The following is a 26,048-nucleotide window of genomic DNA, read 5'->3' as shown; positions in this document are numbered from 1 at the left end:
GTCGAACGGCCGACACCCGGGCGCGAGCGCTCACCCCACGCCCAGGTACGCCGACTTCACCGCGGGGTCGACGAGCAGGTCGGCCCCGGTGCCGGTTTTGGTCACCGCACCGGTCTCCAGGATGTAGCCGCGGTCGCTGCGTTTGAGTGCCTGCCTGGCGTTCTGCTCGACCAGCAGGACCGTGGTGCCCTGCTGGTTGATCTCGCTGATGATGCGGAAGATCTGCTGGATCACCATGGGCGCCAACCCCATCGACGGTTCGTCGAGCAGCAGCAGCCGCGGGCGCGCCATCAGCGATCGGCCGATGGCCAGCATCTGCTGTTCACCACCGGAGAGGGTGCCGCCGACCTGTTTGCGTCGTTCTTGCAGCCGCGGGAACAGGTCGAACACCCGGTCCAAGGTGGCGGCGTACTCGGTCTTCTGTTTGAAAGGCCGTGCATAGCAACCCATGTCGAGGTTTTCCTGCACCGACATGCCGGGGAAGATGCCGCGGCCTTCCGGTGCCTGGATCAATCCGGCGACGACGCGTTCATGGGCCTTCATCCGGCTGATGTCGCGGCCTTCGAACACGATGCGGCCCTTGGTCAGCGGCAGCAGCCCCGACAGCGCCCGCATGGTGGTGGTCTTGCCCGCACCGTTGGCGCCGAGCAGGGTGACCAACTCCCCTTCGGCCACCCGCAGCGAGATACCGTGCAGCGCTTGGATTCTGCCGTAGTTGACGTAGATCTCGTCGACTTCGAGCATCGGTTCGGCTGTGCTCATGCGTCCTGTCCGTCCTCGTCGTCGGGCACCCCGAGGTAGGCGGCGATCACCGCCGGATCGGCCCGGATATCGGCGGGCAGGCCGTCGGCGATCTTGCGGCCGAATTCGAGCACCACGATCCGGTCGGTCACCCCCATCACCAGCCGCATATCGTGCTCGATCAGCAGCACCGTGAACCCGTCGTCACGGATCTTGCGGATCAGATCCATCAACGCCGATTTCTCGCTCGGATTGAACCCGGCGGCCGGCTCGTCCAGGCACAGCAGTTTCGGTTCGGTGGCCAGCGCACGAGCGATCTCCAGACGCCGCTGATCGCCGTAGGAGAGGTTGCGGGCCTTCTCCACCGCGCGCGGTGCGATACCGACGAACTCGAGCAATGCCATGCCGCGTTCGATGGCGTCGCGTTCCTCGCGCCGATGCCGGGCGGTGCGGAAGATCGCGCCCGGCACCGAGGTCTTGTGCCGGGCGTCGGTGCCGACCACCACGTTCTCCAGCGCTGTCATCTCCCCGAACAACCGCACGTTCTGGAAGGTGCGGGCGATGCCGAGCCGGGTGATGGCGTTGCGTTTGGTCTTGGTCAGCGGTTTGCCGTCGAAATAGACCGTGCCCGCCGACGGGCGGTACACGCCGGTGATGGCGTTGAAGCAGGTGGTCTTGCCTGCACCATTGGGGCCGATCAATCCGAGGATCTCACCGCGGCGGATCTCGAAGCTCACCGCGTCCAGGGCGGTCAGGCCACCGAACTTCACCGTCAACCCCTCGGTGCGCAGCAGCGGCGCGCCGACCTCGGTCTCGATCTCGCGATGCGGGGCGACCACCTCGGCGACCGCGGCCGCATCCGCCAGGGCCGGATCGACGGCCTCGACGTCGACGGTGCCCGCCGATTCCACCTCCGGTTCCGGGGCATACCCGGCCGCCATGTCCTCGTTGTCGAACAGCGCGTCACCCGCGCCCGGCCCGGTCATCGCTTCGCTCCCACCAGCTCGCCGGACAGCGGTCTGCGCACCGCGAGATAGATCTGCCTGCCGTAGGCCAGCAATTTCTGCCGCACCGGGAACAGGCCCTGTGGCCGCAGGATCATCATCACCACCAGCGCGATGCCGAAATACAGGTACTTGAGGTCGCCGAGGGTCTGCGCGCCCTGCGGCCGGAACAGCAGCACGCTGCCGAGCAGGATCAGCCAGTACACCCCGAGCACCACCGTGGCGGTGACGAACAGTCTGCGCACCCAGGCGCCGCGATCGTGCAGCCACAGCTTCCACGCCACCGCCGCCCCGGCGAAGACCGCCGCGAGCACACCGAGCTGGATGTAGCCGGCGGTTTCGTCGGTGACCAGCTGCACCGACATCAACCGGTTGGGCAGGTACACGATGAGGAACGCCCCGACGATGACGCCGAGTTTATTGCCCTGACCGCCGATCACCACCGCGCACAGGAACAGCATCGAATTGATGATGTTGAACCCGGTCGGGTTGATGAACTGCACCTGGCCGGCGTACAGCGCACCGGAGAGCCCGCCGACGGCGGCGCCGATCATGAAGGCCCACAGCTTGAATTTGAACGCGGGCACGCCCATGATCTCGGCGGCGTCCTCGTCCTCGCGGATGGCGACCCAGGCCCGGCCTACCCGGCTGCGTTCCAGGTTGCCGACGATGAGCAGCACCAGAATCACGAAGATCATGCCCAGCCAGTACCACCAGGTACCGGAGTTGGCGCGGTCGAGCAGATTCGCGCTGTCGCTGTCGCCGACATTGCCCGCCGAGAACACCCCGGTCGGGCGCTCCTCGGATTCGCCGACGCGCGGGTAGGCGATACCGGACAGGCCCAGGCTGCCATTGGTCAGATCGCCGAGATTGTCGGCGAGCAGCCGCACGATCTCACCGAACCCGAGGGTGACGATGGCCAAGTAATCGCCGCGCAACCGCAGCGTGGGCGAGCCGAGAATCAGGCCCGATACCGCAGTCACCGCGATCGCCAGCGGCACGCAGGCCAGCCAGGCCCAGTCGGAGTCGAGCCAGCCGCCGTCGGTCTGGTTCCACGGGCTGTTCGGGCTGGTCAGCAGGCCGACGGTATAGGCGCCGACGGCGTAGAAACCGACATAGCCGAGGTCGAGCAGCCCCGCCTGGCCGACCACCACATTGAGTCCGATGGCGATCAGCGCGTACATCGCGAACTGGGCCATCACGCCGCCGAAACTGGTGCCGGGGGTGTCCAGCAGCGGCGGCGGGAACAGCGGAAGCAGCGCCAGCGCGACGATCGCCGGAACCCCGACCGCCCACTGCGCGGGCCGGCTCAGGCCTTCCCACCAGCCGCGCAGCGCGTCGCCGACACCGTGCATGGGCCGCGGCGGTGGCTTCGGCGCTTCGATCGGCGTGGTCTTCTCACTCATGCGCGGGCCCTCCCGAGACTTTCACCGAGGATGCCCGTCGGCCGGAACATCAGCACCAGCACCAGCACCACGAACGCCACCACATCGCGCCATTCGGTGCCGAACAGGATCTGCCCGTAGTTCTCGGCCAGCCCGAGCAGCAGCCCGCCCAGCAGCGCGCCGCGCAGATTGCCGATACCGCCGAGCACCGCCGCGCTGAACGCCTTGATGCCGAGCACGAAGCCGCCGGAGTAGATGATGCCGTTGGGAATTTTCAACGCGTACAACAGCGCCGCCGCACCGGCCAGCACACCGCCGATGAGGAAGGTCAGCATGATGACCCGTTCCCGCGAGACGCCCATCAGCGTCGCGGTGTCGGGATCCTGGGCCACCGCCCGGATACCGCGGCCGAACTTGGTGCGGTTGATCAGCATCTCGGCCGCCGCCGCCAGCACCACCGCGGCCACCACGATCACGATGGTCACATTGGTGACGTCGGCGCCACCGAAGCTGAACTGCACCGTCGGCTCGACCAGGATGATCGGTTGCTGGGCATTGGTGCCACCTAGGTCCGGCCACAGCTTCGGCAGGATGAAGTGCACGAATTCCTGCAGTACGAACGACATTCCGATCGCGGTGATCAAGAAGATCAGCGGTTTGGCGCCGCGGCGGCGCAGCGGCCGATACGCCACCCGCTCCAATCCGACCGCCGCCGCGCCCGAGACCGCCATACCGAACAGCATCGCCAGGCCCAGATAGGTGACGGTCAGGATGACGCCCTGGGAGTACACATCACCGCTGGGCGAGAACCCCAGCAGCATCAATCCGACGTACTGCCCGAACATACCGAGCATGAACACTTCCGAATGGGCGAAGTTGATCAGCCGCAGCACGCCGTACACCAGCGTGTAGCCCACCGCCACCAGGGCGTAGATCGCGCCGTAGGACAGCCCGTCGACGGTCAGCCGCCAGAATTGATCGATCACCCCCTCGTAGTTGAAGTCGATCGAACCGTCGGCAAGCGGTAACGCGCCGACATACACGCTAGGAGTCATCCCTGCCAAGCCCTCATCGCTGTCGCCCCTGATGGATCGGCGCGTACCCCGACCCTCCGGCAGGGTCGTGGGTACGCGCCGGTGCCGCTCCCGCTACTTGACCTCGTACACCCAGATCAGCGCGTTGGACAGCTCGCCGTCGGGGTTCCACTTGTACTGACGGGCCAGGCCGGCGCCGTCATAGGTGCGCACGAATTCCAGCAGGTCGGGCCGGGTGATCTTGCCGGAGTCGATGCCCTTGGCCAGGATGGTGGCCAAGTCGTAGGCCTCCACCGAGTAGACGCCGGGGGCCTGGCCGTTGAGTGCCTCGTACTCGGTGGTGAATTCCTTCGGCGCCGGGCCGCACGGGCACGACAGCACCGCGCCCTTGGCCGAGCTGCCGGCCTGGGAGACGAACTGCGGATCGTTGCTGCCATCGGCGGAGACGAAGGTCGCGTCCACGCCGCCGGACTTCAACTGCTGGGCCAGCGGTGCGGCCTCGGCGTAGTAGCCGGAGTAGAAGATGGCGTCCGGCTGCACGGCCGCGATCTTGGTGACGGTGGCGGAGAAGTCCTTGTCGCCTTCCTTGATGCCGGCCGCGCAGGCCGGATCGGCCACCGGGCCCAGCGCGGCGGTGACGCTGGCGGCCAGGCCGGTGCCGTAGTCGGTGTTGTCCTGGACGACGCACACCTTCTTGTAGCCGGCGGTGTTGATCATGTAGTTGGCCACCGACGGGCCCTGCACGTCGTCGTTGGCCAAGCCGCGGAAGAAGCTGCGCCAGCCGTTCTGGGTGAGCGAGGCGTTGGTCGCCGACGACGACACCGCCACCAGACCGGCGTCGCTGAGGATCTGGCCGGTGGCCTTGGTCTCGCCGGAGAAGGCCGGGCCGACCAGGCCGATGATCGTGGGGTCGTTGACGATCTGCGGGATGACCTGCGTCGCCTTCTGCGGGTTGCCCTCGGTGTCGAACTGCTTCAGCACGATCTGGCAGCCCGGATTCGCCTTGTTGTGTTGCTCGATGGCCAGCTTCGCGCCGTTGACGATATTGATGCCCAGTGCCGCGTTCGGCCCGGTCAGCGCGCCCGCCATAGCGATGGAGGTGCCCGCCGGGCAGGTCGCCGAACCGTCACCGGCGGGGTCGGCGGCGGTCGCGGTATCGGCCGAGGGCACTTCCTTGCCCTGAGCGTCGATCTGCATCACCGGCTGAATGGACAGGCCCCCGGTGTCGGTCCCGGTGGCCTCCGAATCCCCCGTCGATTTGTCGCTGCATCCGGTCAGCACCAGGGCTGCGGCCGCGCCGACCCCCAGCACTCGCACCGTACGGTTTCGCCACGTCGAACTAAGCACGATTCACCTCTGCGTTCCTGTGCTCCCCCGGCCAACCGAGGAGGCCGACCACTCAGCCTGCGCAGAAACATAGCGTCGGCACGTTAGATCCGCATCACATTCGGATCATGCAGATGACATCGTGTCGAATTCTTTTTCGCGTTTATGTTTCCTCGACGTAAAACGCACTGTGAGTGCCGCCGCGGAACCCGATCACTGCGGCGTGAGGTTCTCCAGCACCACTTCCGCGACCGCCTTCATGGTGGTGCGGCGATCCATCGCGGTGCGCTGAATCCACTTGAAGGCCTGCGGCTCCGACAGCCCCTGGGTCTGCATCAGCACGCCCTTGGCGCGCTCGACCAGCTTGCGCGTCTCCAGCCGCTCCGACAGGCTCGCGACCTCACCCTCCAGCGCGGTGATCTCATGGAACCGGCTCGCCGCCAGCTCGATCGCGGGCACCAGATCCGACTTCGTGAACGGCTTCACCAGGTAGGCCATCGCCCCCGCGTCGCGGGCCCGCTCGACCAGATCGCGCTGACTGAACGCGGTCAGGATCACCACCGGCGCAACACGTTTCGAGGCGATCTCGGCGGCCGCGTCGATCCCGTCGCGGCGCGGCATCTTCACGTCCATGATCACCAGATCCGGGCGATGCTCCACCGCCAGATCCACCGCCTGCTGCCCATCGCCGGCCTCACCGACCACCTGATAGCCCTCTTCGGTGAGCATCTCCACCAGATCCATGCGAATCAAGGCCTCGTCCTCGGCGACGACGACGCGCTTGGCCCCGGCGCCGGCCTTGGCGTCCGCGCCCGCAGTAGTGCTCATAGAAGACCCCTCTGGTTCGATGCTCGAGCCCCGACGCTCGACCGCGGCCACCGCCGGACCAATCCGGCCGAAGAGCCACCGCCACGCCATCGAGTGATGTAAAGAGTACCTTTCACTTCGGCATAGAACGCATATACCCAGCGCAAACCTCACCCAGGTCACAACGAGGGCAGCCGGTTCGCCGAAATCCCCACCCACCCGCTATGCTTTCCCTCCGGTGCGCCGAGTTGGCGGAACTGGCAGACGCGACGGTCTCAAAAACCGTTGTCCTCACGGACGTGTGGGTTCGAGTCCCACACTCGGCACCAGGTCAGGCGGTATTTTTGCCGTCGTTTGCCCTCTTGTCATCTCGCGCAGTCCGCAATCAGTCCGCAGTAGTCCTGGCGCCCGCGTCCGACCCGACGCCACAGCGTCGAGATTGTCCGGGAACAGGTGCCCCAGGTCCAGCGTCAGCGTGGCCGTCTCGTGGCCCAGCATCCGCTGAACCACCTTGATATTCGCCCCCGCGCTGATCGCCAGCGATGCCGCTCGATGTATTCATGCACGCGCTACACATGGCCCCGAGAGGGCAATTCTCTACGCGGCGGCAGCGCTGCGTGCGGAAGGTGGATTCACGGCCGTGCTGGTCCGTCCCGTCGCGGCGCGGGGCGAGATGACCAATGCCGGGCCATCCATCACATCGGCGATCGTGATGGTCTGCTCGCCGAACTGCTGCGCCACAACGGCCGGCAACTACGGACGGCACTCGAGACATTGGTCTCGGCCTGGTCGAACACGGCACCGAGCTGCGCAAGCTGGCCGTATCCCCGAAACCGTGGCGGAAACGGCCACGTAACCGCGCTGGGCCGGCATATGGCGGGCCTGTGCGACTGCGGCTCAGGCATGTTCGATCCGGGTCGTGGACGCGTTGCACCGGCGCGCCACGGCTGCTCCTCGAAGGCCCCCGGCTCTACCGCCGCCGCCCTGCACCATACAACGGCCACTGACCCGTTGTATGGGAACGCATTCCGCCGGAGTGCGAGCATCGGCGGTGCGGCGAACAGTTCCTCCGGCCAGGCGCTCTGGTGGTTCCGTCAACTTCGGCTCGCCCCTCGAAATCACTGACTGACGCATAGAGCCACCGCTAGATCACGTGGTGGACAGATTCTCGAATGCGTCCGCGAACGCGGGGTGTGCTATCAGCACAACCACCTGCGCGTCGCTTCGGATCGGACGGACACGGACGTATCGTGTCGCCCGCTCGTGCGCGGCGTAGGCGGCGATCAGAAGGGCCGGGAACCAGCCGGGCATGAACGCCAGCGCCACGAATGGCGACAACGGCGCGCTCAGGAGCCCCAGGTATCCACCCAGCAACAACCCGATCATCGGTACCAGGCCAACTGCTACCAGGGCGGCGCTGATCACACGCAACCATCGCCGTTGGCGCACGCATCGCCGGCACAGGGGCCACTCACCATAGAGTTCTGACGTCGTCGATGGCGGCACCCTACGAAGGCGGCGCCAGCCCTGCCACAGGACCGACCAGATGGTGGTCTGGACGCGAACCTCGTTGTGCCGGTGGAACTGTATGGTCGCGTGTCGACGCTCTACTTCCGCCTCGCCATGCCGGCTACACAGAGGTGGGATCGGGCTGACTACATGCATCGACAGATGTGTCGGTTCGACGTCGGCCCGAACAGCCACCGTCACCTCGCGAGCTATTCCAACCATCCGCGCTGCCGACGTTCTTGGAAGTACAGGTCGTCCTCGTCTGGCTCGTCGGGTGTGACAATGACGTCGCGGTTGGGTTTGCGTGTGCCGGGGATCAGCTGGCCGGCGCCGGCGGTGGTGGTAGACGCCGCTTCCGGCGGTCCGGGGGATTGCGGGCGCTGGCTGTGGTTCATCGGTTCGGCCGGTGGCGTCGGCTCGCGCAGTTCGGCCCGGTACCGCTCCAGTTCGGCCTCGCCTTGCTCGGCCAGCCGTTGGCGCTGGTCCTCCGGCATCGACTCGAACTCCTCCAGGGCGGCGGGCATGACACGGTCGAGTGTCTGATTGAACGCCTCCGCCCGAACGAAGTCACGAACTGCAAGCTTCCCTTCCAGGACCGCACCGATCTGATCTTTCACAGCTGGATCGGTCGTGTTCGCGGCGATTGCACGAAGGGCATCCGACAGCTGGCGCGAGACCGCGGGGTCACCACCGGCGACGTCCAGAATGGGTTCCTGAGCACTCATACGTAGGCTCCGGGGTGGTCGTAGCCGCTGGCGTTGATGGCGGGCAGTTCGGCGGATTCGACGACGCCGTTGATTCCGGCAGAGATCAGGCCGATCGCGCCTTCCGACCCGGCGAACATCAGACCGAGCTTTCCCCAGATATCAATCCAGGTCTTGATCATTCGCGCCGCGTCGAACGCTGCCGCTGCTTGCATCGCTGCCGCCGCCGGGGCACCGGCTACCGTGGCACTCAACGCGGCTACCGCCGCCTGCTTGATCGCATACATCGCAGCGAGATCGAACAGAGTCTGCACCAAGCCGGACACTGTCTGCGCCAACCCGTAGGACGAGAGCGCGAAGGCCTTGATCTCATCGGCAATCTGTTGCAGGGGATCAACCTGCTTGTTCAATCCATCGGTGAGCGAGGCGAAATAGGTGCGGGAGTTCTCCGCGGCGTTTCCGCGCCACGATGCCTCGAACTCTTTGACCGCCGAATCTATGCCGACGGCGTAGGCGGCGTTGTATTTCGCGAGGTTCTCGATCGCGGTTCCCGCCTTCTGCATAGCCGCCCAATCGCCGGCCACGTAATCGGTGATGATCGTCAAGGCGTCGAACCCGGTGATGGTCTTGATGATGCCGTTCAACCAATACGCCGGGGACACAGCGTTCGCGTTGGTGGCCAGTTCGACCATGTCCGGGACGGGATCGTCGGGCTCCGGGGCGGTCAGACTATCGGTCGGCGACTGGCTCATTTCTCGCCGTCCTTGGCATATGTGCGGTCCAGCGCCTCGGCTATACCGCGGTCCGTCGTCCGGTACATCTGTGCCGCGCTGGACAGCTCGGCAGCAGATTCGCTGGTCACACGCCCAAGGCGCGCATAGTTCGATTGCAGGCTGGTCAGCGCGTCCCGGATGACATCGATCACGCCGCGCAGCACCAAGCCACCTTCCGAACTCGGAAGGTCCAGCCATTCCTTCAAGTATGTCTCGGTCTGCGTGTTGCCGTCGGCCAGCTCGACCAGCTTGGCAGATGCCCCGTCCAAATGATCGGGCTCGACTTCGAGCTTGTCGTTCACCACTCCCCCGTCGGTTCGTTTCCTCGTTCGACCATAACCCAGGTGCTTTACGCGCGTGGGCCTGGATGCTCGGCGTCTGGAAGGCTGGTCCGAAGCCGGAGCCGCCGCCACCCGCTCCTTCTGGGCGACCTTCGTGCGCAGCCTCGCCGAACACGGCACCTTGCGGCCGGACATCGATGCCGAGACCGCGGCCGACAGCTTGTTCGCCCTCGGCTCACCACACGTGTTCCGGTTATTACGCCGCGAGAGTGGCTGGCCGGCAAGGAAATACCGCGACTGGCTGGCAGATGCGGTGGCAGCGCACCTGCTTGCGCGGTAGCCACCAGCTTGTGCGCCGCTCGGCGCATCCGCTCATCCCTCGTCGTCCGGCGCCTCGGGGAAACGCCGCAACAGCAGAATGGACGCCGCCAGGCCACCCCACACCACCGTGACCGCGATGATCATCATGATGATCGCACCCGTCGACATCAGTCCTCCGCCTTCCGCATCTGCGGCAGGTCGCCACCAGTTTCGGTGGCCATCGCCGGGTCGGCCGAATCGACGTCGCGCCACGGGATCATCGCGAGCACGACGCCAACGACCACCGCCCCGATCGCAACCCCCCAACCCGCGATGATCAGGAACCCCGTCGAGTATCCGCCGTAGTTCTCGGTGAATTCGGCGCGCAGTGTGTCGATCATCATCCAGCCGAGCACAATAGGAGTGATCACTCCGAGGGTCAGGGTCCACACTCGGCCGAGCCTGATCGCCGAGATATCGTCTACGTGCTCTTGCAGCAATGGCAGTTTACGCAGCAACCACACCACGACGATCAACGCGATCAATCCGGCGAGCGCGATGCCGTAGGAGTTGATGAAGTGATCGGCCACGTCGAGCAGGAACAGCCCACCTTCGGTCGGGAACAGCGCGATCGAGACCGCGGCGGTGGCGCCGCCGACGATGAGAACCGCAGGCACTCGCGCCATTCCGGTGCGGTCTTGGACAGCGGCGATGATGACCTGCACGATACTGATCAATGACGTCAGACCGGCGATAACCAGCGAGCCGAAGAACAGCAGTCCGAACCAGCCCGCACCGAAACTCAGTTGCGAGATGATCTCGGGGAAGGCAACGAACGCCAACCCGATGCCACTGGTCGCTACCTCGTTGACGCCGACACCGGACTGGGTGGCCATGAACCCGAGCGCTGCGAAGACGCCGATGCCGGCCAGGATCTCGAACGAGCTGTTGGCGAACCCGGCAACGAGCGCAGAACCGGTCAGGTCCGCGCGCCGGCGCAGATATGAGGAGTAGGTGATCATGATGCCGAAGCCGACCGACAGCGAGAAGAAGATCTGCCCGTAGGCTGCCACCCAGACACTGCCGTCGGTGATCGCCGACCAGTCGGGCGAGAAGAACGCGTCCAGCCCCTTGTCCGCCCCGGGCAGGAACAAAGCCCGTACGACCAGGATCACGAACAGCACCGCCAACAGCGGGATGAAGATCTTGCTGGCGGTCTCGATCCCGCGCCGCACACCGAAGGCGAGCACTCCCAGCGTGACCGCCCAGACGAGGATGAGTGGGATCGCCACACCGGCCACGTAGGTTGTGCTGAATCCGGGCTCGTCGGCCTGCTGGACGAAGCCCGAGAAGAAGGCGTCGGGATCATCACCCCACTGCTGGCCGACCGAGAATCCGACGTAACGCACGGCCCAGGCGATGATCACCGCGTAATAGGTGGCGATGACGAAACAGATGGCGACCTGCCACCACCCGATGGCCGCCGCCGGCCGGGACAACCGCAGGAATGCCCGCGGCGGCGAGCCGCGGAACTTATGGCCGATGGCGTATTCGAACACCAGTACCGGAATGCCGGCCGTCAACAGCGCGATCAGGTACGGGAGGAGAAAAGCGCCACCTCCGTTGTCGTAGGCGACATACGGAAACCGCCAGATATTGCCGAGGCCGACCGCCGACCCGATCGCGGCCAACAGGAAGCCGGCCCGCGAACCCCACTGCTCCCTCGCCTGCACCTCTCGCATCGGGCCCTCCGTCCGTCCGGTCACCGAACCACCGCTGCGTGAATGTAACGCGAAACCGGTGTGCGTGTGCCTGCTTCACCGAGCACTGTCATCGAAGCGCAAACCACGGCCGGTGGTCTGTCAGCGACCGGGTGATCAGGTCCTGCGGTCGTTGGTGCCGCGTAAGTAGATGAGGTGGTCGCCGGGCTGGATCTCTTGGGCCTCCGGTGAGTCGAGGCGGCGCGGTCGGCCATCGCGAACGAGGCTCAGCACGACGTCGCCGAGAGTGCGGGGGTCACGGCCCACCTCCTGAGGCCGCACGGGGCGTTGGGCGAGCGCGATACCCGATTCGGGGATCAGCAGATTTTCCATGAGCTCCACGGCCTTCGGCTTGGTGGTCGCAAGGCCCAGCAACCGTCCTGCCGTCGCCGACGACGCCACGACGGTATCTGCGCCCGACCGACGCAGCAGCTCGATATTGTCGGTCTCCCGGACTGCGACGATGATCTCAGCGGTCGGTGATAAGCGCCGTGCGGCCAGGGTGATCAACATGGCGGTGTCGTCACGATTGGTGGCGACGACAACCGAGCGGCAACGCTGAACCCCGGCCAGCCGCAGGACATCTGCTGTGGTCGCGGAGCCACGTAACGTCACAAGCCCTTCGCCGGACGCGATCTCGAGCGCGGCGGCATCGGTATCGACGACGAGGAGGGGCCGTCTGGCTCCTTCGCCGAGCATTGCTCGGACGGCAGCACGTCCCTTCGTGCCATAGCCGATGACAACGGTGTGGTCACGGATGCGGCGGCGCCAGCGTTGGATTCGGAACGCTTGACGCGAGTCCTCGGTCAGAGCCGCGAGGGTGGTACCGACCAAGACGATGAGGAAGAACACCCGCAACGGAGTGACCACGAAGGTGTTGGCCACTCGGGCGCGGTCGGTGAGCGGGACGATGTCGCCGTAGCCGGTGGTCGACAGCGACACCGTCGCGTAGTAGGCGCTGTCCAGCAGTGAGACCTGGCCGTCGACGGCGTCGGTGTAGCCCTCGCGATCCGAGTAGACCACCACCACGGCCAACCCGAGCGCAGCGATCGCGCTGCCGATGCGCACCCCGATCGCCCTGGCGGGGCTGCGCGCGTGTCGGGGTATGCGCACGATTCCGGCTACCCGGTACGGCACGTCCGCAAGCCGGGTACTCGGCCGTCGCCGGAACACGGGGCTCAACCTCGCGCTCCGAGCATTCCCCGATCGGATGCCGCCGAGCAGCGGTGTCGCGAGGCAGGATGGCTCACGGAAATCTCCCTGGTCGCAGGACTCGGTCACCTCGCCGACCAGGCTTCCCGGCACACCGACGGCTACGGTAGCAGCCGAGCAGGCCTGGCGGCACAAGCGACTCTCGGTGCCTTCACTGATTGCAGGCACGTGAGGGCGGGTCGCCGTCGGCGCGGAGCCGCGTGCACCGCCGCAGGTTCGGGCAGTACTGTGGGAGCGGGGAGGGCATCCGTGATCTCGCTCGTGGTTGTCCCGCAACAACACTGGAGGGAGATCCCTTGTTCGACTTGGCCGATGCTGCACGCGGTCCGGCACTGGAATTCGTCACGATGGCGCTGGGTTGGGATCCCGCGCCCGGTCGTTTCGACCCCGGCCGCGCGGTCGCCGACATCGACCTCAACGCCTCCGCGTTTCTGTTCTCAGACCAGGTCCTGTTCGATGTCGTTTTCCATGAGCAGCTAACATCCAAGGATGGAGCGGTGCGCCATCTCGGTGACAGCACCACCGGTCAAGGCGATGGCGACAATGAGGTGATCGTCGCCGATCTAGGTCGTCTATCCGGCGACGTCACCTCGATCGTGTATGTGGTGACCTCCTATACCGGCCAGCCCTTGCATGTCATAGACAATGCCTTCTGCCGCATGGTCGACGGTGTCGCCGGAACCGAGATCGTCCGCGTCGACCTCGGTCATTATGCGAGCACGGGATTCGTGGTTGGCGCTGTCGCGCTGGGCGACGACGGTTGGCGTGTGCATCCGATCGGCGAAGACATTTCCGCTCGGCACCCGAGCGAGGCCTTGGCGCACCTTGCGCGTTTGATGGCTTGATAGTCCAGCGCGGGATGCGCATGGGTCCCGGCCGTCCCATCGGTCGTGTGCGAGAGCACCGGATCGCCGCCGTCTTGCCGCGCACTCGGAGCCGTTCTCGGAGTGGGCGTCACGGGCGCGAAACGCACATCCGGAATCGCCCACTCCTCGGCGCTACTTCATGTCGAGGTCGCGGCGGCGGAACGCTACTGAACCCGCTGCCGCGAGGGCGAACGCCAGCACGACCATCACCACCAGCGGAACCCAGCCGATGTCATCCATCGGCAACCGCGCCACGTGTTCGAACGGTGAGAGGTTGTGCACCCAGCGCGGCAGGTCCATGATCGGGCCGAAGAACCCGATGACCATGGAGAACCCGAGCAACGCCCAGGTGAGTCCGATGACACGGGGCGCGACACCATACAGCAGCACCGCGACGGCGATCACCACGAGGACGGCGGGCGCGAACGCCAGGTGACCGGCCAAGACGTCGCCGAGGTAATGTCCCTCGCCCACCGAGAGCGCCATCGCCGCGCCGAGCACGGTCCCGGACAGCGCCAGCAGCCCCACGGCGCCGCCCGCGAGCACCAGCGAATAGCTGCCCAGCCACGCCGTGCGGCCGGTGGCGGTCGCCAGGACCGGCTCGGTGCGGCCGCCGGTCTCTTCACCGCGCAGCGTCTGCACGCCGAGGACGCCGAAGACGGCCACCAGCAAGGCGTTGAACAACGCCATCGTGCCGGCGTAGCCGTCCAGCATGCGGGTGGGATCACCGCCCATCACGTCGATGACCTGGTCGGGCAGGTCGTCGAACGACTCCACGATCTGCTTGCCGATCCCGCCGTACAGTGCCCCGGCCGCGGCCAGCGCGCAGGCCCAGCCGATCAAGCCGCCGCGTTGGAGCCGCAACGCCAATGCTGGCGGCGTCCGCAGCCACTCCGCCGCGACCGGGCTGCCGCGACGCGCGGCCACCAGTCCGGCACCGACATCGCGGCGCACCGACAAGGCGTAGCCGATCGCACTTGCCGCGAGCACTGCCGCGATCGACAACGCCAGCGGCCACCACCGGCCATCGGCGTAAGCGCGAGTCTGCTGCGACCAGGCCAGCGGCGACAACCAGGACAGCGCGCTTCCGCCCTCACGCAAGCTGTCGCCCGCAGCGCGGATCACGTAGGCGATGCCGAGCGCCGCGCCGGCCATCCCGGATGCTGCCCGCGAGTAGGTGCTGATCTGCGCGGTGATGGTGGCGATGGCGGCGAAAACCAGCCCGGCCGCGCCGACGCTGCAGCCGAACAGCAGGGCGTCGCTGGTGTCCAGGCCCGCGATCGCGAAAGACGCGGCGATCAGCAGCGACAGGATCACGTTGGCGGCTACGGCGACCAGCAGCGCGGCGGTGAGCTGGGCGTGCCTGCCGACGACGTTGGCGCGCACGAGTTCGGCACGCCCGGTCTGTTCCTCGACTCTGGTGTGGCGTGAGATCAGCAGGATGTTCATCAGCGCCGCCAGCAGCAGGAAGTACAGGCCGTAGACGGCGACGATCACCGACTCCACTGTGGGCTCGGCGAGCCCGTAGCCGGGGCCGGAGATGAGGGCGCCGACCGTGCCTTCGGAGAACTGGCTGACCGCTCGCAGATCCTCGGTCGACTTGTATATCTGCGGCAACGCACTCGCGTAATAGAGCCCCATCACGGTGATGCCGAGAATCCAGGCGGGCAATTTGATCCGGTCGCGGCGCAGGATGAATCGAATCAAGGTGCCGGTGCCGGTCAATGCATCGGCTCGACTCGCCTCGGGCTGCTGCGTCCTGTCCCCGATTGGGCGGGGCTCGGTTGTCGTGGTCATGTCCGATCAGCCCCGTTGCCACTGGCAGCGAGCTCGTCACCGTAATGACGCAGCATCAGCTCTTCGAGCGTCGGCGGATGGCTGGTCAACGAGCGCAATCCGGCACGGTTGAGCCGCTCGACGGCCGCACCGAGAGCGTCGGTATCGACGTCGAATCGCACCCGTCCGTCCTCGGTGACGACGTGGTGCACCCCCTGGATGTCACCGAGTTCGGTCACCGGTTCGGTGGTGACCGCCTCGATGCTGGTGCGGGTCAGGTGGCGCAGCTCGGTCAGCGTTCCCGACTGCACGATCCGGCCGAGCCGGATGATGCTGACCCGGTCGGCGAGCTTCTCCACCTGGGCCAGGATGTGACTCGACAACAGGACGGTGGCACCGGCTGCCTTCACCTCGGCGACCACCTCCTGGAAAACGACCTCCATCAACGGATCCAGGCCAGCGGTGGGTTCGTCGAGCAGGAAGACCTCGACATCGGAGGCGAACGCCGAGATCAAGGCGACCTTCTGGCGGTTGCCTTTGGAATAGGTGCGCCCCTTCTTCGTCGGGTCGAGGTCGAACCGCTCGATCAGCTCGTCCCGTCGCCGTTTGTTCAGCCCGCCACGCAGGCGCGCGAACAGGTCGATCGCCTCACCGCCGGTGAGGTTCGGCCACAGCTCGACGTCGCCGGGTACATAGGCCAGGCGCCGATGCAAAGCCACCGCATCCAGCCACGGATCTCCCCCCAGTAGCCGCACATCGCCGTCATCGGCGCGAAGTAGCCCGAGTAGCACCCGGATGGTGGTCGTTTTCCCCGCACCGTTGGGGCCGAGGAAGCCGTGCACCTCACCTCGAGCGACATCGAGGTCGAGGCCATCGAGCGCTGTGGTGGGCCCAAATGTTTTGCGCAGACCCGAGATTGCGATGGCGTTGTCCATACCAGCCAGCGTACACATTTTTCACACTTTTGTGAATGTTGTGAACGCTAATATGTAGCTGTACATCAGGTCATGCCGTGGAGGAGGTGAGGGTTGGCCGATCCGGACCCCCAGGAGGAAGCGGTCCTGCGGTTCGCCGAACAGTTCGCGCTGATGCTCACCGAGTCGGGCATGCCGCGGATGTCGGCGCGAGTGTTCGCCTTCGTCCTGGCCGACGATGCCGACCGCTACACCGCCCAAGAACTCGCACAGGGGCTGCGGGTGAGCTCGGCCGCCATTTCGGGCGCGGTTCGCCATCTGGTCCGGATCGGACTGCTCGGCCGTGAACGCGAGCCCGGCGCGCGCCACGACACCTACCGGGTCTACGACGACGATGTCTGGTACGCGATCACCATGCAACGCAAGGACGCGCTCGATCGCTCGATCAAGTTCCTCACCGACGGCGTCGAGTTGCTCGACCATGCACGTCCGGGCGGACAGCGAGTCCGCGAAACCCTCGAGTACTACCGATTCATGCGGGCCGAACTACCCGAAACGATGAAACGCTGGCAAGAACACCGCAACGCGTTGTTCCCCGACGCCGAAACCAGTGGCCGAGGAACTCGATGACCGCCGACTCCGGGGATTCCGCTACCGCCATCGACAGGGCCCGGTTCGCCGAGAAGCTCGCGCTGGGATTAGTCGAGATGGGCTGGCCACGAATGCCCGCTCGCGTCTTCGCGACGTTACAGACCTGCGATGCGGGCCGGATGACGGCCGGCGAGCTGGCCGAGACACTCTCGATCAGCCCGGCCGCGGTGTCGGGAGCGGTGAAGTACCTCGACCAGGTGGGAATGGTCGCCAAGGAACGGCTGCCCGGTCACCGCCGCGATACCTATCGCCTCTACGACGATCTCTGGTATGCGAGCTTCCTCAAACGCGACAGAATGATGAAAATGTGGGCGGAGACGGCTGGCGAAGGCATCGACCTCCTGGGCGCCGACACCCCGGCCGGGCGGCGACTGGCCGAGATGCGCGACTTCTTCGAGTTCTTCGCCGCCGAACTACCCGTGCTGTTCGACCGGTGGCACGCACAGCGCACCTCCAAAGACATGCGCTGACGCTTCCGATCAGCGGACACCCTCACTCTTTGATCTTCTCCAGCGGATAACCGGCCACAGCGCAGACCACGATGCCGTAGACGGCGAGCGCCACCAGCGCCGGAAGCCCCAGCGCCCGTTCGGTATCCATCGCCGCCGCCAACGCGTAGCCGATCGCGGGAAGGCACAGCAGGGCAGCGGCCGAGCCACAGTAGGCGAAGATGCGGTTCGCCCGCGCTCGGCCGACGGGATCGGTCAGCGATCGCTCCGGCATGCGCTCACCCCATCCATCGGTCAGGTTGGTGGCAGTGCCGCGCCACCCTCGCACCGCCATGTAGACAGAGACCGCACAAATTGCGGAAAAAATCAGCGCGACAAGGAATTCACGCACTCCGACCTCCCCCAGACCCTGGTTGTAGCGTCTTAACCTCAGTCTAGGCGCGCCACCCGCGATTCCGACCGATCCACACCGGCTATCCCGCGTGCATTTCCACCACGGGGAAGGCCGGCAACGAACTTGCCGTCGCATATCGTACCGTTACCCAACGGCATGTTGTCGTCGTCACACCCGACCGGTCGTGGCTATCCACGCGAACGACGAAAGTAGGTATCCCGGTGTCTCCGAACGTGATCGGATTCGCGCTACTGCTGATCGGCGTCATGATGCTGATCTCGAAAATCATCCGAGTGCGCTGGCGACTGGCACAGAAACTGTTCATCCCCAGCTCCATCCTCGGCGGCGGGCTGGCCTTGCTCATCGGCCCGGATGTGTTCGGACGGATCGCGTCAGCACTGGGCACCGACCGGTTCGCCGAGGCAGGGCTGTTCACGCCAGAAGTCCTCGAGGTGTGGAAAACGCTGCCAGGGCTGCTGATTTCGCTTGTGTTCGCCGGCCTGCTGATGGGGCACAAGCTGCCGTCGCCGCGCGCGGCCTTCCGCATCGCCGGCCCGCAGATCGCGTTCGGGATCACCGTCGCCAGTGGCCAATACGTCTTCGGACTGCTGCTGGCGATCCTGGTCCTCGGGCCGCTGTTCGGGCTGCCCGCGATGGCGGGCACGCTGATCGAGATCGGCTTCGAGGGCGGCCACGGCACGGCCGCAGGCATGAGCGGCACCTTCGAAGAGTTCGGCTTCCCCGAAGGACAGGACCTGGCGCTCGGATTGGCCACAGTCGGCATCCTGTCCGGCGTCATCTGCGGCATCGCCCTCATCAACTGGGGTGTGCGCACCGGCAAGACCGCCGAATTGCGGTCAGATGCTTCACCTTCGGTGTCCGAGCAAGCAGGTCTGGTCGAGAAGGAGCGCCGCCGTTCGGCCGGAACCCTCACCGTGAATCCCTCCTCCATCGAACCGCTGACCCTGCACTTCGGGCTGCTGGCGGTGGCGGTGTTGATCGGTTGGCTGATCCTCGAGGCGCTGCAATGGATCGAGTCGAGGCTGTGGGCCGACAGTTTCGAACTCTTCGCCCATGTACCGCTGTTCCCGATCGCGATGGTCGGCGGCATCCTCGTCCAGATCGCGATCCAAGCGTTCGACCGTGATGAGATCGTCGACGTCCAGCTGATCGAACGCATCCAGGGATTCAGCCTCGACGTGCTCGTCATCGCCGCCCTCGGCACCCTGTCGCTGCAGGCCATCGCCGCCAACATCGGCCCCTTCCTGCTGCTGGCCGGCACCGGCCTGATCTGGACACTCGGCGCCTTCATCTTCCTGGCCCGACGGATGCTGCCCGACTTCTGGTTCGAGCGTGGCATCGCCGACGTCGGCCAGGCCATGGGTGTCACCTCGACCGGCCTGATCCTGCTCCGCGTCGTCGATCCGGACCTGAAGACACCCGCCTACCAGGCCTTCGGCTACAAGCAACTGATCCTCGAGCCCTTCTTCGGCGGTGGCCTCGTCACCGCGGGTGCCATCCCGATCATCGCGAGTTTCGGCGCCGGATGGTTGCTGGCCGGGATGCTCGCCCTGTTCCTCGGTGCGTTGTCGGCCGGGCTGTTCTACTTCGGCCGTCAGAAAGCACCCGAGCCACAGCGACCAGCGCATACCTCGGCATAGCCGTCCGCAGGCGCACCACCGGACGCTCACAATCGTGGTGGTGCGCCTGCGCAGCGCGGACCGGGCCTGCCCGGCCGCCGCGTTTGCGCCCGGCGGCCGTTTACGGCATCTTTACAGGTAGGTGCGCCGGGAAGTCTGGTCGGCAACCCGACCCGAGTGGGGTCGGGTCGGGACCAGTGATGGGTGGGTGCGCAGTGCAGATTCGAGCCGCCACCAGCCCCGCTTCCACAGAATCGAAGCGCACGTCCTCGTCCGGCGTCGTCACTGCGGTCCACAACACCCCGTTCACCTGCGCGCGTCGACGCCGCCACCGGGTGCGTCGACGCCCTCCCGATCCGGCGGCCGGAAATTCCGAGCTGCGTCGCGCCGAAACCTCCCGACCGCCCCCCTGTGCGGACTCGCCGGCGTAGCGCTCTTGCCTGAACCAGCCGACGATCGGAAAGACGCCTCCGATGAACACACCGCAAACCCGCCAACGCCTGTTCGCCCCCGGATCCTGGCCGGAAGCCCGACGCATCGCCTCGATCCTGCGGACCGAAACCGCGGGCGGCATCTTGCTGATCATCGCCGCGGCCATTGGCTTGATCTGGGCCAACACCCCCTGGTCGGACGTCTACGAGAACGTGCGCCACTTCGAGCTCGGCCCCGACGCCCTGCACCTGCATCTGCCCCTGGAAACCTGGGCGGCCGATGGACTGCTAGCGATCTTCTTCTTCGTCGTCGGACTCGAGCTCAAACGCGAGTTCGTCGCCGGTGACCTGCGCGATCCGCGCCGAGCCGCGCTGCCGGTCGTCGCCGCCGTCGGCGGCATGATCGGCCCGGCCCTGATCTTCGTCGCCTTCAACCTCGGCGGCGACGCCCTCAACGGCTGGGCAATACCCACCGCCACCGACATCGCCTTCGCCCTCGCCGTCCTCGCCGTCGTCAGCTCACACCTGCCGACCGCCCTGCGCACCTTCCTGCTCACCCTCGCCGTCGTCGACGACCTCCTCGCCGTCACCGTCATCGCCGTCTTCTACACCGACGAACTCCACCTCGGATACCTGGCACTGGCCGCGCTCCCACTGGCCGCGTTCGGCCTCGCCGTGCAGCGGAAGGTGCACTCGGTCTGGATCCTGGTACCGCTGGCCGTCCTCACCTGGTGGCTCGTGCACCAGTCCGGCGTCCACGCCACCGTCGCCGGCGTCCTGCTGGGATTCACCGTTCCAGTCCTCACCAAGCCGTCCACCGCCAACCACCCCGACGACCCGGGACTCGCCGAACGCTTCGAACACCTGCTGCGCCCGATCTCCGCCGGCTTCGCCGTCCCGGTCTTCGCCTTCTTCGCCGCAGGCGTCACCATCGGCGGAATCACCGGGCTCACCGATTCACTCACCGACCGTCTTACCCTCGGCATCATCGTCGGACTCGTCTGCGGTAAAGCCATCGGCATCACCGCCACCACATTCCTCACCGCCAAACTCACCCGCGCCGAACTCGACTCCGACCTCAGCTGGATCGACGTCATCGGCGTCGCGCTCTTGGGCGGGATCGGTTTCACCGTCTCACTGCTGATCGGCGAACTCGCCTTCGCCGAACACCCCGGCAGCATCGACGCCGCCCGAATCGGCGTCCTGGTCGGCACCCTGACCGCCGCGGTCCTCGCCACCGCCCTGCTCACCCTGCGCAACCGCACCTACCGTCGCATCGCCGAACAGGAACAACGCGACGACGACAACGACGGCATCCCCGACATCTATCAACAGACACCGTGAGGCTGTCGGTGTCCCCGCTGGATCAGGGCAGATCTCCAGCCCGGACCTCGATTAGATTCAGCGGCAGCAGCCATGAAGCGTGCGCCTCCGGCAGGTGCCCGCCCAAATGCCGCTGCCTTACAGGTTCAGTTCGCTTCCGTCGTGTACGACGCCCCGTCCCGCCCAGGTGATGCCCGCGACGCCGCGCAGAAGTCGGGATGCGCCGTGACATTCAACAGCAGACCATCATCGACGCACTGGAACTTCGCAGGCCGGCCGCACTTCCTGAGGCACCAGAGTGCTACAACCAACCCGATCGGCAGAGAACCCGGGAAGAACGCAAACACCAGGACCATGGCCACCGCAATCGGAACCTTTGCCCCCGCCCATCCCGCCGCGACCACGACCACAAAGGCCGCGAAAATCGCAGCCATCGCCCACAGCAGGGCGACACCGATACGGCGCCACCATCGAGCGGAATGCTCGCATCGTGCGCACACCGGCCATGCACCCACCAGGACTGTCGACACCGGCGGGATAGTGTTCAGGTTCCTCCCGGCCAAGAACGAGCGGGCAGCTCGCGGATGTTTCCGTGTGTCGAAGAACTGCGTTCTGAACGGCCTCAGCGTGACTGCCGCACGTCCGTGGTTGCTGCATACCTCGGGAACGCCACCGGCGATCTCCAACTCGAGCGGTTCGACAACCCGATCCGGCCGTTTCAGATAGAGCAGCCGGGTGTCCGGCAGCGGCTGTCGGCATCGACGTAGCTTGATCTGGGCGTGAGATCGGTCAGTTAGCTTTCTATTCATTCCAACCGGATCTCCTCAGGCGTTTCGCGCGATCTTCTTCGGCGACCTTGCAGCAGAGGGTCGGTGAATCGTGCAAACGAATCGCTATGGGCCAGATCGCGCCAACTTCCCCGGCCTCTGAGCTCGTGGATCTGCTGCGACACGTCATCGGCGACGATCGCGCCGTCGGTGAGAACTTTCAGCGCCTTTCGCGGTCACCACCAGCCCAGCACGGGTCCGAGGCGACGTTTCAACTCGGCCGCGAGCGAGCGCGAATAGGTGGCGGTGAGGTGGTGCTCGTCGTGGTAGATCAGGATGTTGCCCTCCGCGACCGAGCAGATCTCCGGGCCGCAGACCGCGTCGTTGAGATCGAGCGGGTAGACGTTCGGGAAGGCAGTCGCGGGCTCGTCGGCGGGATTGACCGGCGCGAGAGCATCCGATCGGCTCATTCCACAAGCGATGCGATCGCCTCGGCCGGCGAGGCAGTCCGGCGCGCTGTAGCGAACGCCCCCACGGCGCAACCAGGGGGTGTCCCGCACGGCAACCACGTTGAGCCCGCGTTCCGACAGCGCCGTCCACACATCGAGGTATTCGGCCGGGGTTTCATCGCCTCCGCTGTCGACCGGACGGGTCCCGACTGTGAACACCCAGTCCGGTTGTTCCTCGGCCAGCAGATCGATCACCTCACGCGACCAATCCCGGCAATCGGGGTTGGCCTCGCCTTTGTAGCTGATGTCGTCGGACAGCGTGAGCGGACAACCCATCTTCAGATGGACCAGGATCCGGAAATGCTCTTGCTCGGCGATCACCTGTAATGCGGGCACCCAGTGCTCGGAATGGGAACTGCCGACTACGGCGATGGTCCGCTCGGCGTCGGCCGATCCGTAGATGCAGGTCACCACATCACGGGTGTCCCAGTCCGCGATGCAGCCGTCGACGGTCGGCGGGGGCAGCTCGGCCGCCGCCTCGAACACCGTCGGCCGCATCCGGCGAGGGGGCACCTCGACTCCACTCACGAGTGCCTCGGCGCCCGGATAGTCGACGGGATCCAGCGCGCCGACCGGGCGTGGCGGATTCGCGGCCATATACAACTGCCAGCCCGCCGCCGACGCGAATACCAACGCCATAGTGGCGGCGACAAGGGCTCCGGCGATGCGCGGATGCCCTGGGGAGCGAACAGACGACGAGGCTCGGTGACCGCTCTGCATTCGAAGCGGCTGTTCGACGAATCTGTATGTCACATAAGCCAATACCAGCGAGGCCGCGATGACCAGCACTCCTCCACGCCATCCGGCCTCGGCTGTACCGCGCTCGGCGAGGTAGAAAATCAGTAGCGGCCAATGCCACAGGTACAGCCCGTAGGAGAGGTCGCCGAGCCGGACAAGCGGTGGCGAAGCGAGGACCCTGGACACCCACGGGCGTTGCGCCGGATCGATACCGCTCGCCGCGACGATAAGAGCGACAGTTGCGATCACCGGCAACAGTGCGGCCGGGCCCGGGAATCTATTAGCGCCATCGACCAACCACCCACATGCCGAGATCGCCACCAGACCACCAACCGCCAGCACCGATCGGACCGCACGCGGGGCCACCACAGATCGGATCAGCAGCGCCGCACCCGCACCCGCCAACAGCTCCCACGACCGGGCGAAAGTGTCGTAGTAATTCCAGCCCTGCTGAGTCTCGGCACCGACCGCGGCGTAGATGAACGACGCCACACCCACCGACACCACAACCGTGCCGACACCGAAACGCAGAGCCGCCGGACGGCCCGCCACGCGGCACAACCAGGCGACGGCCGCGACGACCAGCACGGCCGCCAGATAGTACTGCCCCTGAATCGCCATCGACCAGATATGTTGCAGCGGGCTGACCGACGGGTCCGCGGCCAGGTAATCCGCCCACGACAGCGCCAACTGCCAGTTCTGGAAGTACAGCAGCGACGCCACTATTTGCCCGGCGACATCCGACCACTGGGTATACGGCCGTATCAGCACCGTCGCGGCCGCGACAGCGGCGAGCACGACGGCCAGCGCCGGCAACAATCTGCGCGCCGTCCGCACCATCGTGTACCTGACGGCTACCGCGCCGGTCGATTCGGCGCGACGCAGCAGTGACCCGGTGAAGAAATAGCCCGACAGCACCAGAAACACGTCCACGCCACCGGACACCCGCCCGAACCAGACATGGAACACCACCACCAGTGCGATCGCCAAACCGCGCAACCCATCCAGGTCGCGGCGGTAGGCAGCGGGCTTCGGCATCGACGGCGGCGCTGCGACGGCGGTCGAGCTCACCATGTCGAATTCGATGACCCGATCACGCGACACGGACCGATACCTACTGTCATCGACACGACTTCCTCACCTACCACAGACTCGATCACGCACCTCGGCCGGCGCGACCTGAATCGTAATCTGTGCGGGCCACGCCACGAGCATGGAGACCGCTCGTCCCGCGCCGATGCCCAACTCGATTCTGAGGTTGCCTGTCGCGACAGCTGCCCGCACCGACCGATCCACGATGGTCTGCGCGGACGGCTTCACTCCGATGGCGGAATCGACATGAGCCCAGGGCTATCTGGGACCTGAGCTCATCCTGTGTCCTCGGTATACCGCAGCGCTGCCGGTCGGCTCGCAATCCGTCGGTGGTGTGAGTCGGCCTTGGACGAATGGCCGGTCCCCCATTCCCGGTCGATCGTCGCCACTTCCGCGGGCGGGGTCCATATGTTGTCCGCGGGGGTGGGCGGTCGGCAGCGGCGATGCCACCCCGCGGGTCCCGGAAGCGGCCGAATTCGCCTACCCCCATCGCGACTCTGGAAGCAGCCTAGCGGCTACGGTCGACACTCTTCGACACCCCCACGACCGCACCGGTGACCGTGATCGGCGGCAGCCCGACCGGCATCGAAACCGCCGCGGAGCTGGCCGAACAAGGCCGCAACGTCACCTTGGTCTGCGGCAAGGTCCTCGGCCCCTACCTGCACCCCAAGGCACGGCGCACGGCCCGCAAGTACTTCACCAAGCTAGGGGTCAACGTCATCGAGGGTTCCGAAGCCATGGTCACCGCCGTGACCCGTCAGACCGTGGAACTCGCCGACGGGCAGACGATGCCCAGTGCGGTCACGATCTGGACAGCAGACTTCGACGTCCCCGACCTGGCCGCGCGCAGCGGATTGAGCACCGACAGCACCGGACGACTGCTCACCGACGAAACCCTGACAAGCGTCGACGACGAACGCATCGTCGCCGCGGGCGACTGCTCGGCACCGTCGGACCTCCCCTTCCGAATGGCCGCCTATACCGCCTACTGCCTGGGCGCACACGCCGCCGACACCCTCCTGCACCGCATCGCCGGCGAGCAGCCCACCCCGATCGACCTGTCGTTCCCCGCCATGTGCCTCAGCTTCGGCCGCGACGCCGGGATCTACCAGCTCGGCCACAAAAACGACACCCCGATGCGGCTGTACTTCAGTGGCTTCGCCGGCAAGAAACTCAAGGAATTCGCCTGCACGGCCGGCATCAAACACCTGGCGACCGAAGCCCACAAGCCCGGCTCCCACCACTGGTTCACCAACGGAAAGCACCGGCCGATGCTGCTGGAAACCAAGCGCGACAGCGAATCAGCGCCGGTCGCCTGAGGCCATAGCAATCATCGACCGCCGGTGCCCCGGACACCGGCGGTCGCCCCAACTTCGAGGAGTAGACATGAATCTCCCGGCGCCACCCGCTACCGATGTCTCGACCTCCCGATGGCCGACCGTGGCGGGAACCGTCGCCGCGCTCACGGCGGTCCACGACACCGCGGCAGCCGAACAACTCATCGGCGACCGGGAAGTGTACGGGGCAATCGACCTCAGCTCCGGCACACCGCAGGTCCTCATCGCCTCGGCCGCAAGCACCGCCGTCGCCCAGACGCTGCAAGCAATGGCAGCCGGCCTCGGCCAGGCCGGCGGGCCCGACACTCCGATCGCTGTCCGCGAA

The 26,048-nt window shown here is 66.2% G+C and carries 25 protein-coding genes and 1 tRNA gene; 8 read left to right on the top strand and 18 right to left on the bottom strand.

Features of this window, described 5'->3' with window-relative positions:
- Positions 1 to 30 precede the first annotated feature (30 nt).
- From NOCYR_RS10445 to NOCYR_RS10420, 6 genes are all read right to left on the bottom strand, one after another.
- On the bottom strand, positions 31 to 762 hold the full coding sequence (locus NOCYR_RS10445) for an ABC transporter ATP-binding protein (RefSeq protein ID WP_048833245.1): 732 nt from the start codon (positions 760 to 762) through the stop codon (positions 31 to 33).
- Complete coding sequence (locus NOCYR_RS10440; RefSeq protein WP_048833244.1) at positions 759 to 1,727, bottom strand: ABC transporter ATP-binding protein; 969 nt, start codon at positions 1,725 to 1,727, stop codon at positions 759 to 761. Before NOCYR_RS10440 ends, NOCYR_RS10445 begins: the two co-directional genes overlap by 4 nt.
- Positions 1,724 to 3,151, bottom strand: a complete 1,428-nt coding sequence (locus tag NOCYR_RS10435) for a branched-chain amino acid ABC transporter permease (protein ID WP_014350331.1) — start codon at positions 3,149 to 3,151, stop codon at positions 1,724 to 1,726. Before NOCYR_RS10435 ends, NOCYR_RS10440 begins: the two co-directional genes overlap by 4 nt.
- Positions 3,148 to 4,185, bottom strand: a complete 1,038-nt coding sequence (locus NOCYR_RS10430; protein WP_048833243.1) for a branched-chain amino acid ABC transporter permease — start codon at positions 4,183 to 4,185, stop codon at positions 3,148 to 3,150. The genes NOCYR_RS10435 and NOCYR_RS10430 overlap by 4 nt, the downstream gene beginning before the upstream one ends.
- A gap of 93 nt (positions 4,186 to 4,278) precedes the next feature.
- Positions 4,279 to 5,475, bottom strand: coding sequence for a branched-chain amino acid ABC transporter substrate-binding protein (locus tag NOCYR_RS10425; protein ID WP_014350329.1), 1,197 nt, complete (start codon positions 5,473 to 5,475; stop codon positions 4,279 to 4,281).
- A gap of 228 nt (positions 5,476 to 5,703) precedes the next feature.
- Positions 5,704 to 6,318, bottom strand: coding sequence for an ANTAR domain-containing response regulator (locus NOCYR_RS10420; protein WP_014350328.1), 615 nt, complete (start codon positions 6,316 to 6,318; stop codon positions 5,704 to 5,706).
- Positions 6,319 to 6,539: 221 nt separating this feature from the next.
- Here NOCYR_RS10420 and NOCYR_RS10415 point away from each other — a divergent pair.
- A tRNA-Leu gene (locus tag NOCYR_RS10415) sits at positions 6,540 to 6,626 on the top strand.
- Between the two features lie 820 nt (positions 6,627 to 7,446).
- On the opposite strand, the gene NOCYR_RS10410 is transcribed toward NOCYR_RS10415, so the two are convergent.
- The 4 genes from NOCYR_RS10410 to NOCYR_RS10395 form a co-directional block, all read right to left on the bottom strand.
- Positions 7,447 to 7,722, bottom strand: a complete 276-nt coding sequence (locus NOCYR_RS10410; RefSeq protein ID WP_048833242.1) for a hypothetical protein — start codon at positions 7,720 to 7,722, stop codon at positions 7,447 to 7,449.
- A 293-nt stretch (positions 7,723 to 8,015) separates the two neighbouring features.
- On the bottom strand, positions 8,016 to 8,531 hold the full coding sequence (locus tag NOCYR_RS10405; RefSeq protein WP_014350327.1) for a hypothetical protein: 516 nt from the start codon (positions 8,529 to 8,531) through the stop codon (positions 8,016 to 8,018).
- Complete coding sequence (locus NOCYR_RS10400) at positions 8,528 to 9,262, bottom strand: hypothetical protein (protein WP_014350326.1); 735 nt, start codon at positions 9,260 to 9,262, stop codon at positions 8,528 to 8,530. Before NOCYR_RS10400 ends, NOCYR_RS10405 begins: the two co-directional genes overlap by 4 nt.
- Positions 9,259 to 9,585, bottom strand: a complete 327-nt coding sequence (locus tag NOCYR_RS10395; protein ID WP_158430150.1) for a type VII secretion target — start codon at positions 9,583 to 9,585, stop codon at positions 9,259 to 9,261. Before NOCYR_RS10395 ends, NOCYR_RS10400 begins: the two co-directional genes overlap by 4 nt.
- Positions 9,586 to 9,640: 55 nt before the next feature.
- Between NOCYR_RS10395 and NOCYR_RS29700 the strand changes: the two genes are divergently transcribed.
- Complete coding sequence (locus NOCYR_RS29700) at positions 9,641 to 9,904, top strand: hypothetical protein (RefSeq protein ID WP_014350324.1); 264 nt, start codon at positions 9,641 to 9,643, stop codon at positions 9,902 to 9,904.
- A 32-nt stretch (positions 9,905 to 9,936) separates the two neighbouring features.
- On the opposite strand, the gene NOCYR_RS28300 is transcribed toward NOCYR_RS29700, so the two are convergent.
- The 3 genes from NOCYR_RS28300 to NOCYR_RS10380 form a co-directional block, all read right to left on the bottom strand.
- Positions 9,937 to 10,053 (bottom strand): methionine/alanine import family NSS transporter small subunit, encoded by a 117-nt coding sequence (locus NOCYR_RS28300; RefSeq protein ID WP_081505366.1) that lies wholly within the window; start codon positions 10,051 to 10,053, stop codon positions 9,937 to 9,939.
- The gene (locus NOCYR_RS10385) at positions 10,053 to 11,606 is read right to left on the bottom strand and encodes a sodium-dependent transporter (RefSeq protein WP_014350323.1); all 1,554 of its coding nucleotides are present in this window, start codon (positions 11,604 to 11,606) and stop codon (positions 10,053 to 10,055) included. Before NOCYR_RS10385 ends, NOCYR_RS28300 begins: the two co-directional genes overlap by 1 nt.
- A 135-nt stretch (positions 11,607 to 11,741) precedes the next feature.
- Entirely contained in the window at positions 11,742 to 12,806 is a 1,065-nt protein-coding gene (locus tag NOCYR_RS10380) for a potassium channel family protein (RefSeq protein WP_048833241.1), read from the bottom strand.
- 326 nt (positions 12,807 to 13,132) lie between these two features.
- Here NOCYR_RS10380 and NOCYR_RS10375 point away from each other — a divergent pair, with 326 nt between their 5' ends.
- Positions 13,133 to 13,681, top strand: a complete 549-nt coding sequence (locus NOCYR_RS10375; RefSeq protein WP_014350321.1) for a TerD family protein — start codon at positions 13,133 to 13,135, stop codon at positions 13,679 to 13,681.
- Positions 13,682 to 13,834: 153 nt separating this feature from the next.
- On the opposite strand, the gene NOCYR_RS10370 is transcribed toward NOCYR_RS10375, so the two are convergent.
- Together NOCYR_RS10370 and NOCYR_RS10365 are read right to left on the bottom strand one after the other, a co-directional pair.
- Positions 13,835 to 15,427, bottom strand: a complete 1,593-nt coding sequence (locus NOCYR_RS10370) for an ABC transporter permease (protein ID WP_014350320.1) — start codon at positions 15,425 to 15,427, stop codon at positions 13,835 to 13,837.
- Positions 15,428 to 15,495: 68 nt separating this feature from the next.
- A complete protein-coding gene (locus tag NOCYR_RS10365) occupies positions 15,496 to 16,413 on the bottom strand; it encodes an ABC transporter ATP-binding protein (RefSeq protein ID WP_048833240.1) in 918 nt (305 codons plus the stop codon).
- 93 nt (positions 16,414 to 16,506) lie between these two features.
- Here NOCYR_RS10365 and NOCYR_RS10360 point away from each other — a divergent pair, with 93 nt between their 5' ends.
- Together NOCYR_RS10360 and NOCYR_RS10355 are read left to right on the top strand one after the other, a co-directional pair.
- On the top strand, positions 16,507 to 17,022 hold the full coding sequence (locus tag NOCYR_RS10360; RefSeq protein ID WP_014350318.1) for a GbsR/MarR family transcriptional regulator: 516 nt from the start codon (positions 16,507 to 16,509) through the stop codon (positions 17,020 to 17,022).
- Positions 17,019 to 17,513 carry a GbsR/MarR family transcriptional regulator gene (locus NOCYR_RS10355; RefSeq protein WP_014350317.1) on the top strand — a complete coding sequence of 165 codons (495 nt, stop codon included), beginning with the start codon at positions 17,019 to 17,021 and terminating at the stop codon, positions 17,511 to 17,513. Before NOCYR_RS10360 ends, NOCYR_RS10355 begins: the two co-directional genes overlap by 4 nt.
- A gap of 22 nt (positions 17,514 to 17,535) precedes the next feature.
- Here the strand turns inward: NOCYR_RS10355 and NOCYR_RS10350 are convergent, their stop codons facing one another.
- Positions 17,536 to 17,883: a hypothetical protein gene (locus NOCYR_RS10350; RefSeq protein WP_148280594.1), complete on the bottom strand. Its 348-nt coding sequence runs from the start codon at positions 17,881 to 17,883 to the stop codon at positions 17,536 to 17,538.
- Between the two features lie 224 nt (positions 17,884 to 18,107).
- Here NOCYR_RS10350 and NOCYR_RS10345 point away from each other — a divergent pair, with 224 nt between their 5' ends.
- Together NOCYR_RS10345 and nhaA are read left to right on the top strand one after the other, a co-directional pair.
- A complete protein-coding gene (locus tag NOCYR_RS10345; protein ID WP_014350315.1) occupies positions 18,108 to 19,547 on the top strand; it encodes a sodium/glutamate symporter in 1,440 nt (479 codons plus the stop codon).
- Between the two features lie 452 nt (positions 19,548 to 19,999).
- Entirely contained in the window at positions 20,000 to 21,301 is a 1,302-nt protein-coding gene (nhaA, locus tag NOCYR_RS10340) for a Na+/H+ antiporter NhaA (RefSeq protein WP_014350314.1), read from the top strand.
- Between the two features lie 125 nt (positions 21,302 to 21,426).
- On the opposite strand, the gene NOCYR_RS29200 is transcribed toward nhaA, so the two are convergent.
- Complete coding sequence (locus NOCYR_RS29200) at positions 21,427 to 22,089, bottom strand: hypothetical protein (RefSeq protein WP_148280593.1); 663 nt, start codon at positions 22,087 to 22,089, stop codon at positions 21,427 to 21,429.
- 194 nt (positions 22,090 to 22,283) lie between these two features.
- On the bottom strand, positions 22,284 to 24,368 hold the full coding sequence (locus tag NOCYR_RS10330; RefSeq protein WP_048834067.1) for an acyltransferase family protein: 2,085 nt from the start codon (positions 24,366 to 24,368) through the stop codon (positions 22,284 to 22,286).
- Positions 24,369 to 24,940: 572 nt separating this feature from the next.
- Here NOCYR_RS10330 and NOCYR_RS10320 point away from each other — a divergent pair.
- Positions 24,941 to 25,705, top strand: a complete 765-nt coding sequence (locus tag NOCYR_RS10320) for an NAD(P)/FAD-dependent oxidoreductase (protein ID WP_014350311.1) — start codon at positions 24,941 to 24,943, stop codon at positions 25,703 to 25,705.
- The last annotated feature ends 343 nt before the right edge of the window (positions 25,706 to 26,048 follow it).

Origin of the sequence: Nocardia cyriacigeorgica GUH-2, from assembly GCF_000284035.1 — a bacterium.
Lineage (GTDB): Bacteria > Actinomycetota > Actinomycetes > Mycobacteriales > Mycobacteriaceae > Nocardia > Nocardia cyriacigeorgica_B.
Note: the sequence above shows the minus strand (reverse complement) of the source record. Positions and strands in the feature narration are given on the sequence as shown.

Bases quoted from the DNA above. Each gene is read 5' to 3' on its own strand.
- NOCYR_RS10445 (WP_048833245.1), bottom strand. From the start codon at position 762: ATGAGCACAGCCGAACCGATGCTCGAAGTCGACGAGATCTACGTCAAC.
- NOCYR_RS10440 (WP_048833244.1), bottom strand. From the start codon at position 1,727: ATGACCGGGCCGGGCGCGGGTGACGCGCTGTTCGACAACGAGGACATG.
- NOCYR_RS10435 (WP_014350331.1), bottom strand. From the start codon at position 3,151: ATGAGTGAGAAGACCACGCCGATCGAAGCGCCGAAGCCACCGCCGCGG.
- NOCYR_RS10430 (WP_048833243.1), bottom strand. From the start codon at position 4,185: ATGACTCCTAGCGTGTATGTCGGCGCGTTACCGCTTGCCGACGGTTCG.
- NOCYR_RS10420 (WP_014350328.1), bottom strand. From the start codon at position 6,318: ATGAGCACTACTGCGGGCGCGGACGCCAAGGCCGGCGCCGGGGCCAAG.
- NOCYR_RS10405 (WP_014350327.1), bottom strand. From the start codon at position 8,531: ATGAGTGCTCAGGAACCCATTCTGGACGTCGCCGGTGGTGACCCCGCG.
- NOCYR_RS10400 (WP_014350326.1), bottom strand. From the start codon at position 9,262: ATGAGCCAGTCGCCGACCGATAGTCTGACCGCCCCGGAGCCCGACGAT.
- NOCYR_RS28300 (WP_081505366.1), bottom strand. From the start codon at position 10,053: ATGTCGACGGGTGCGATCATCATGATGATCATCGCGGTCACGGTGGTG.
- NOCYR_RS10385 (WP_014350323.1), bottom strand. From the start codon at position 11,606: ATGCGAGAGGTGCAGGCGAGGGAGCAGTGGGGTTCGCGGGCCGGCTTC.
- NOCYR_RS10365 (WP_048833240.1), bottom strand. From the start codon at position 16,413: ATGGACAACGCCATCGCAATCTCGGGTCTGCGCAAAACATTTGGGCCC.
- NOCYR_RS10355 (WP_014350317.1), top strand. From the start codon at position 17,019: ATGACCGCCGACTCCGGGGATTCCGCTACCGCCATCGACAGGGCCCGG.
- nhaA (WP_014350314.1), top strand. From the start codon at position 20,000: ATGAACACACCGCAAACCCGCCAACGCCTGTTCGCCCCCGGATCCTGG.
- NOCYR_RS29200 (WP_148280593.1), bottom strand. From the start codon at position 22,089: ATGAATAGAAAGCTAACTGACCGATCTCACGCCCAGATCAAGCTACGT.
- NOCYR_RS10330 (WP_048834067.1), bottom strand. From the start codon at position 24,368: ATGGTGAGCTCGACCGCCGTCGCAGCGCCGCCGTCGATGCCGAAGCCC.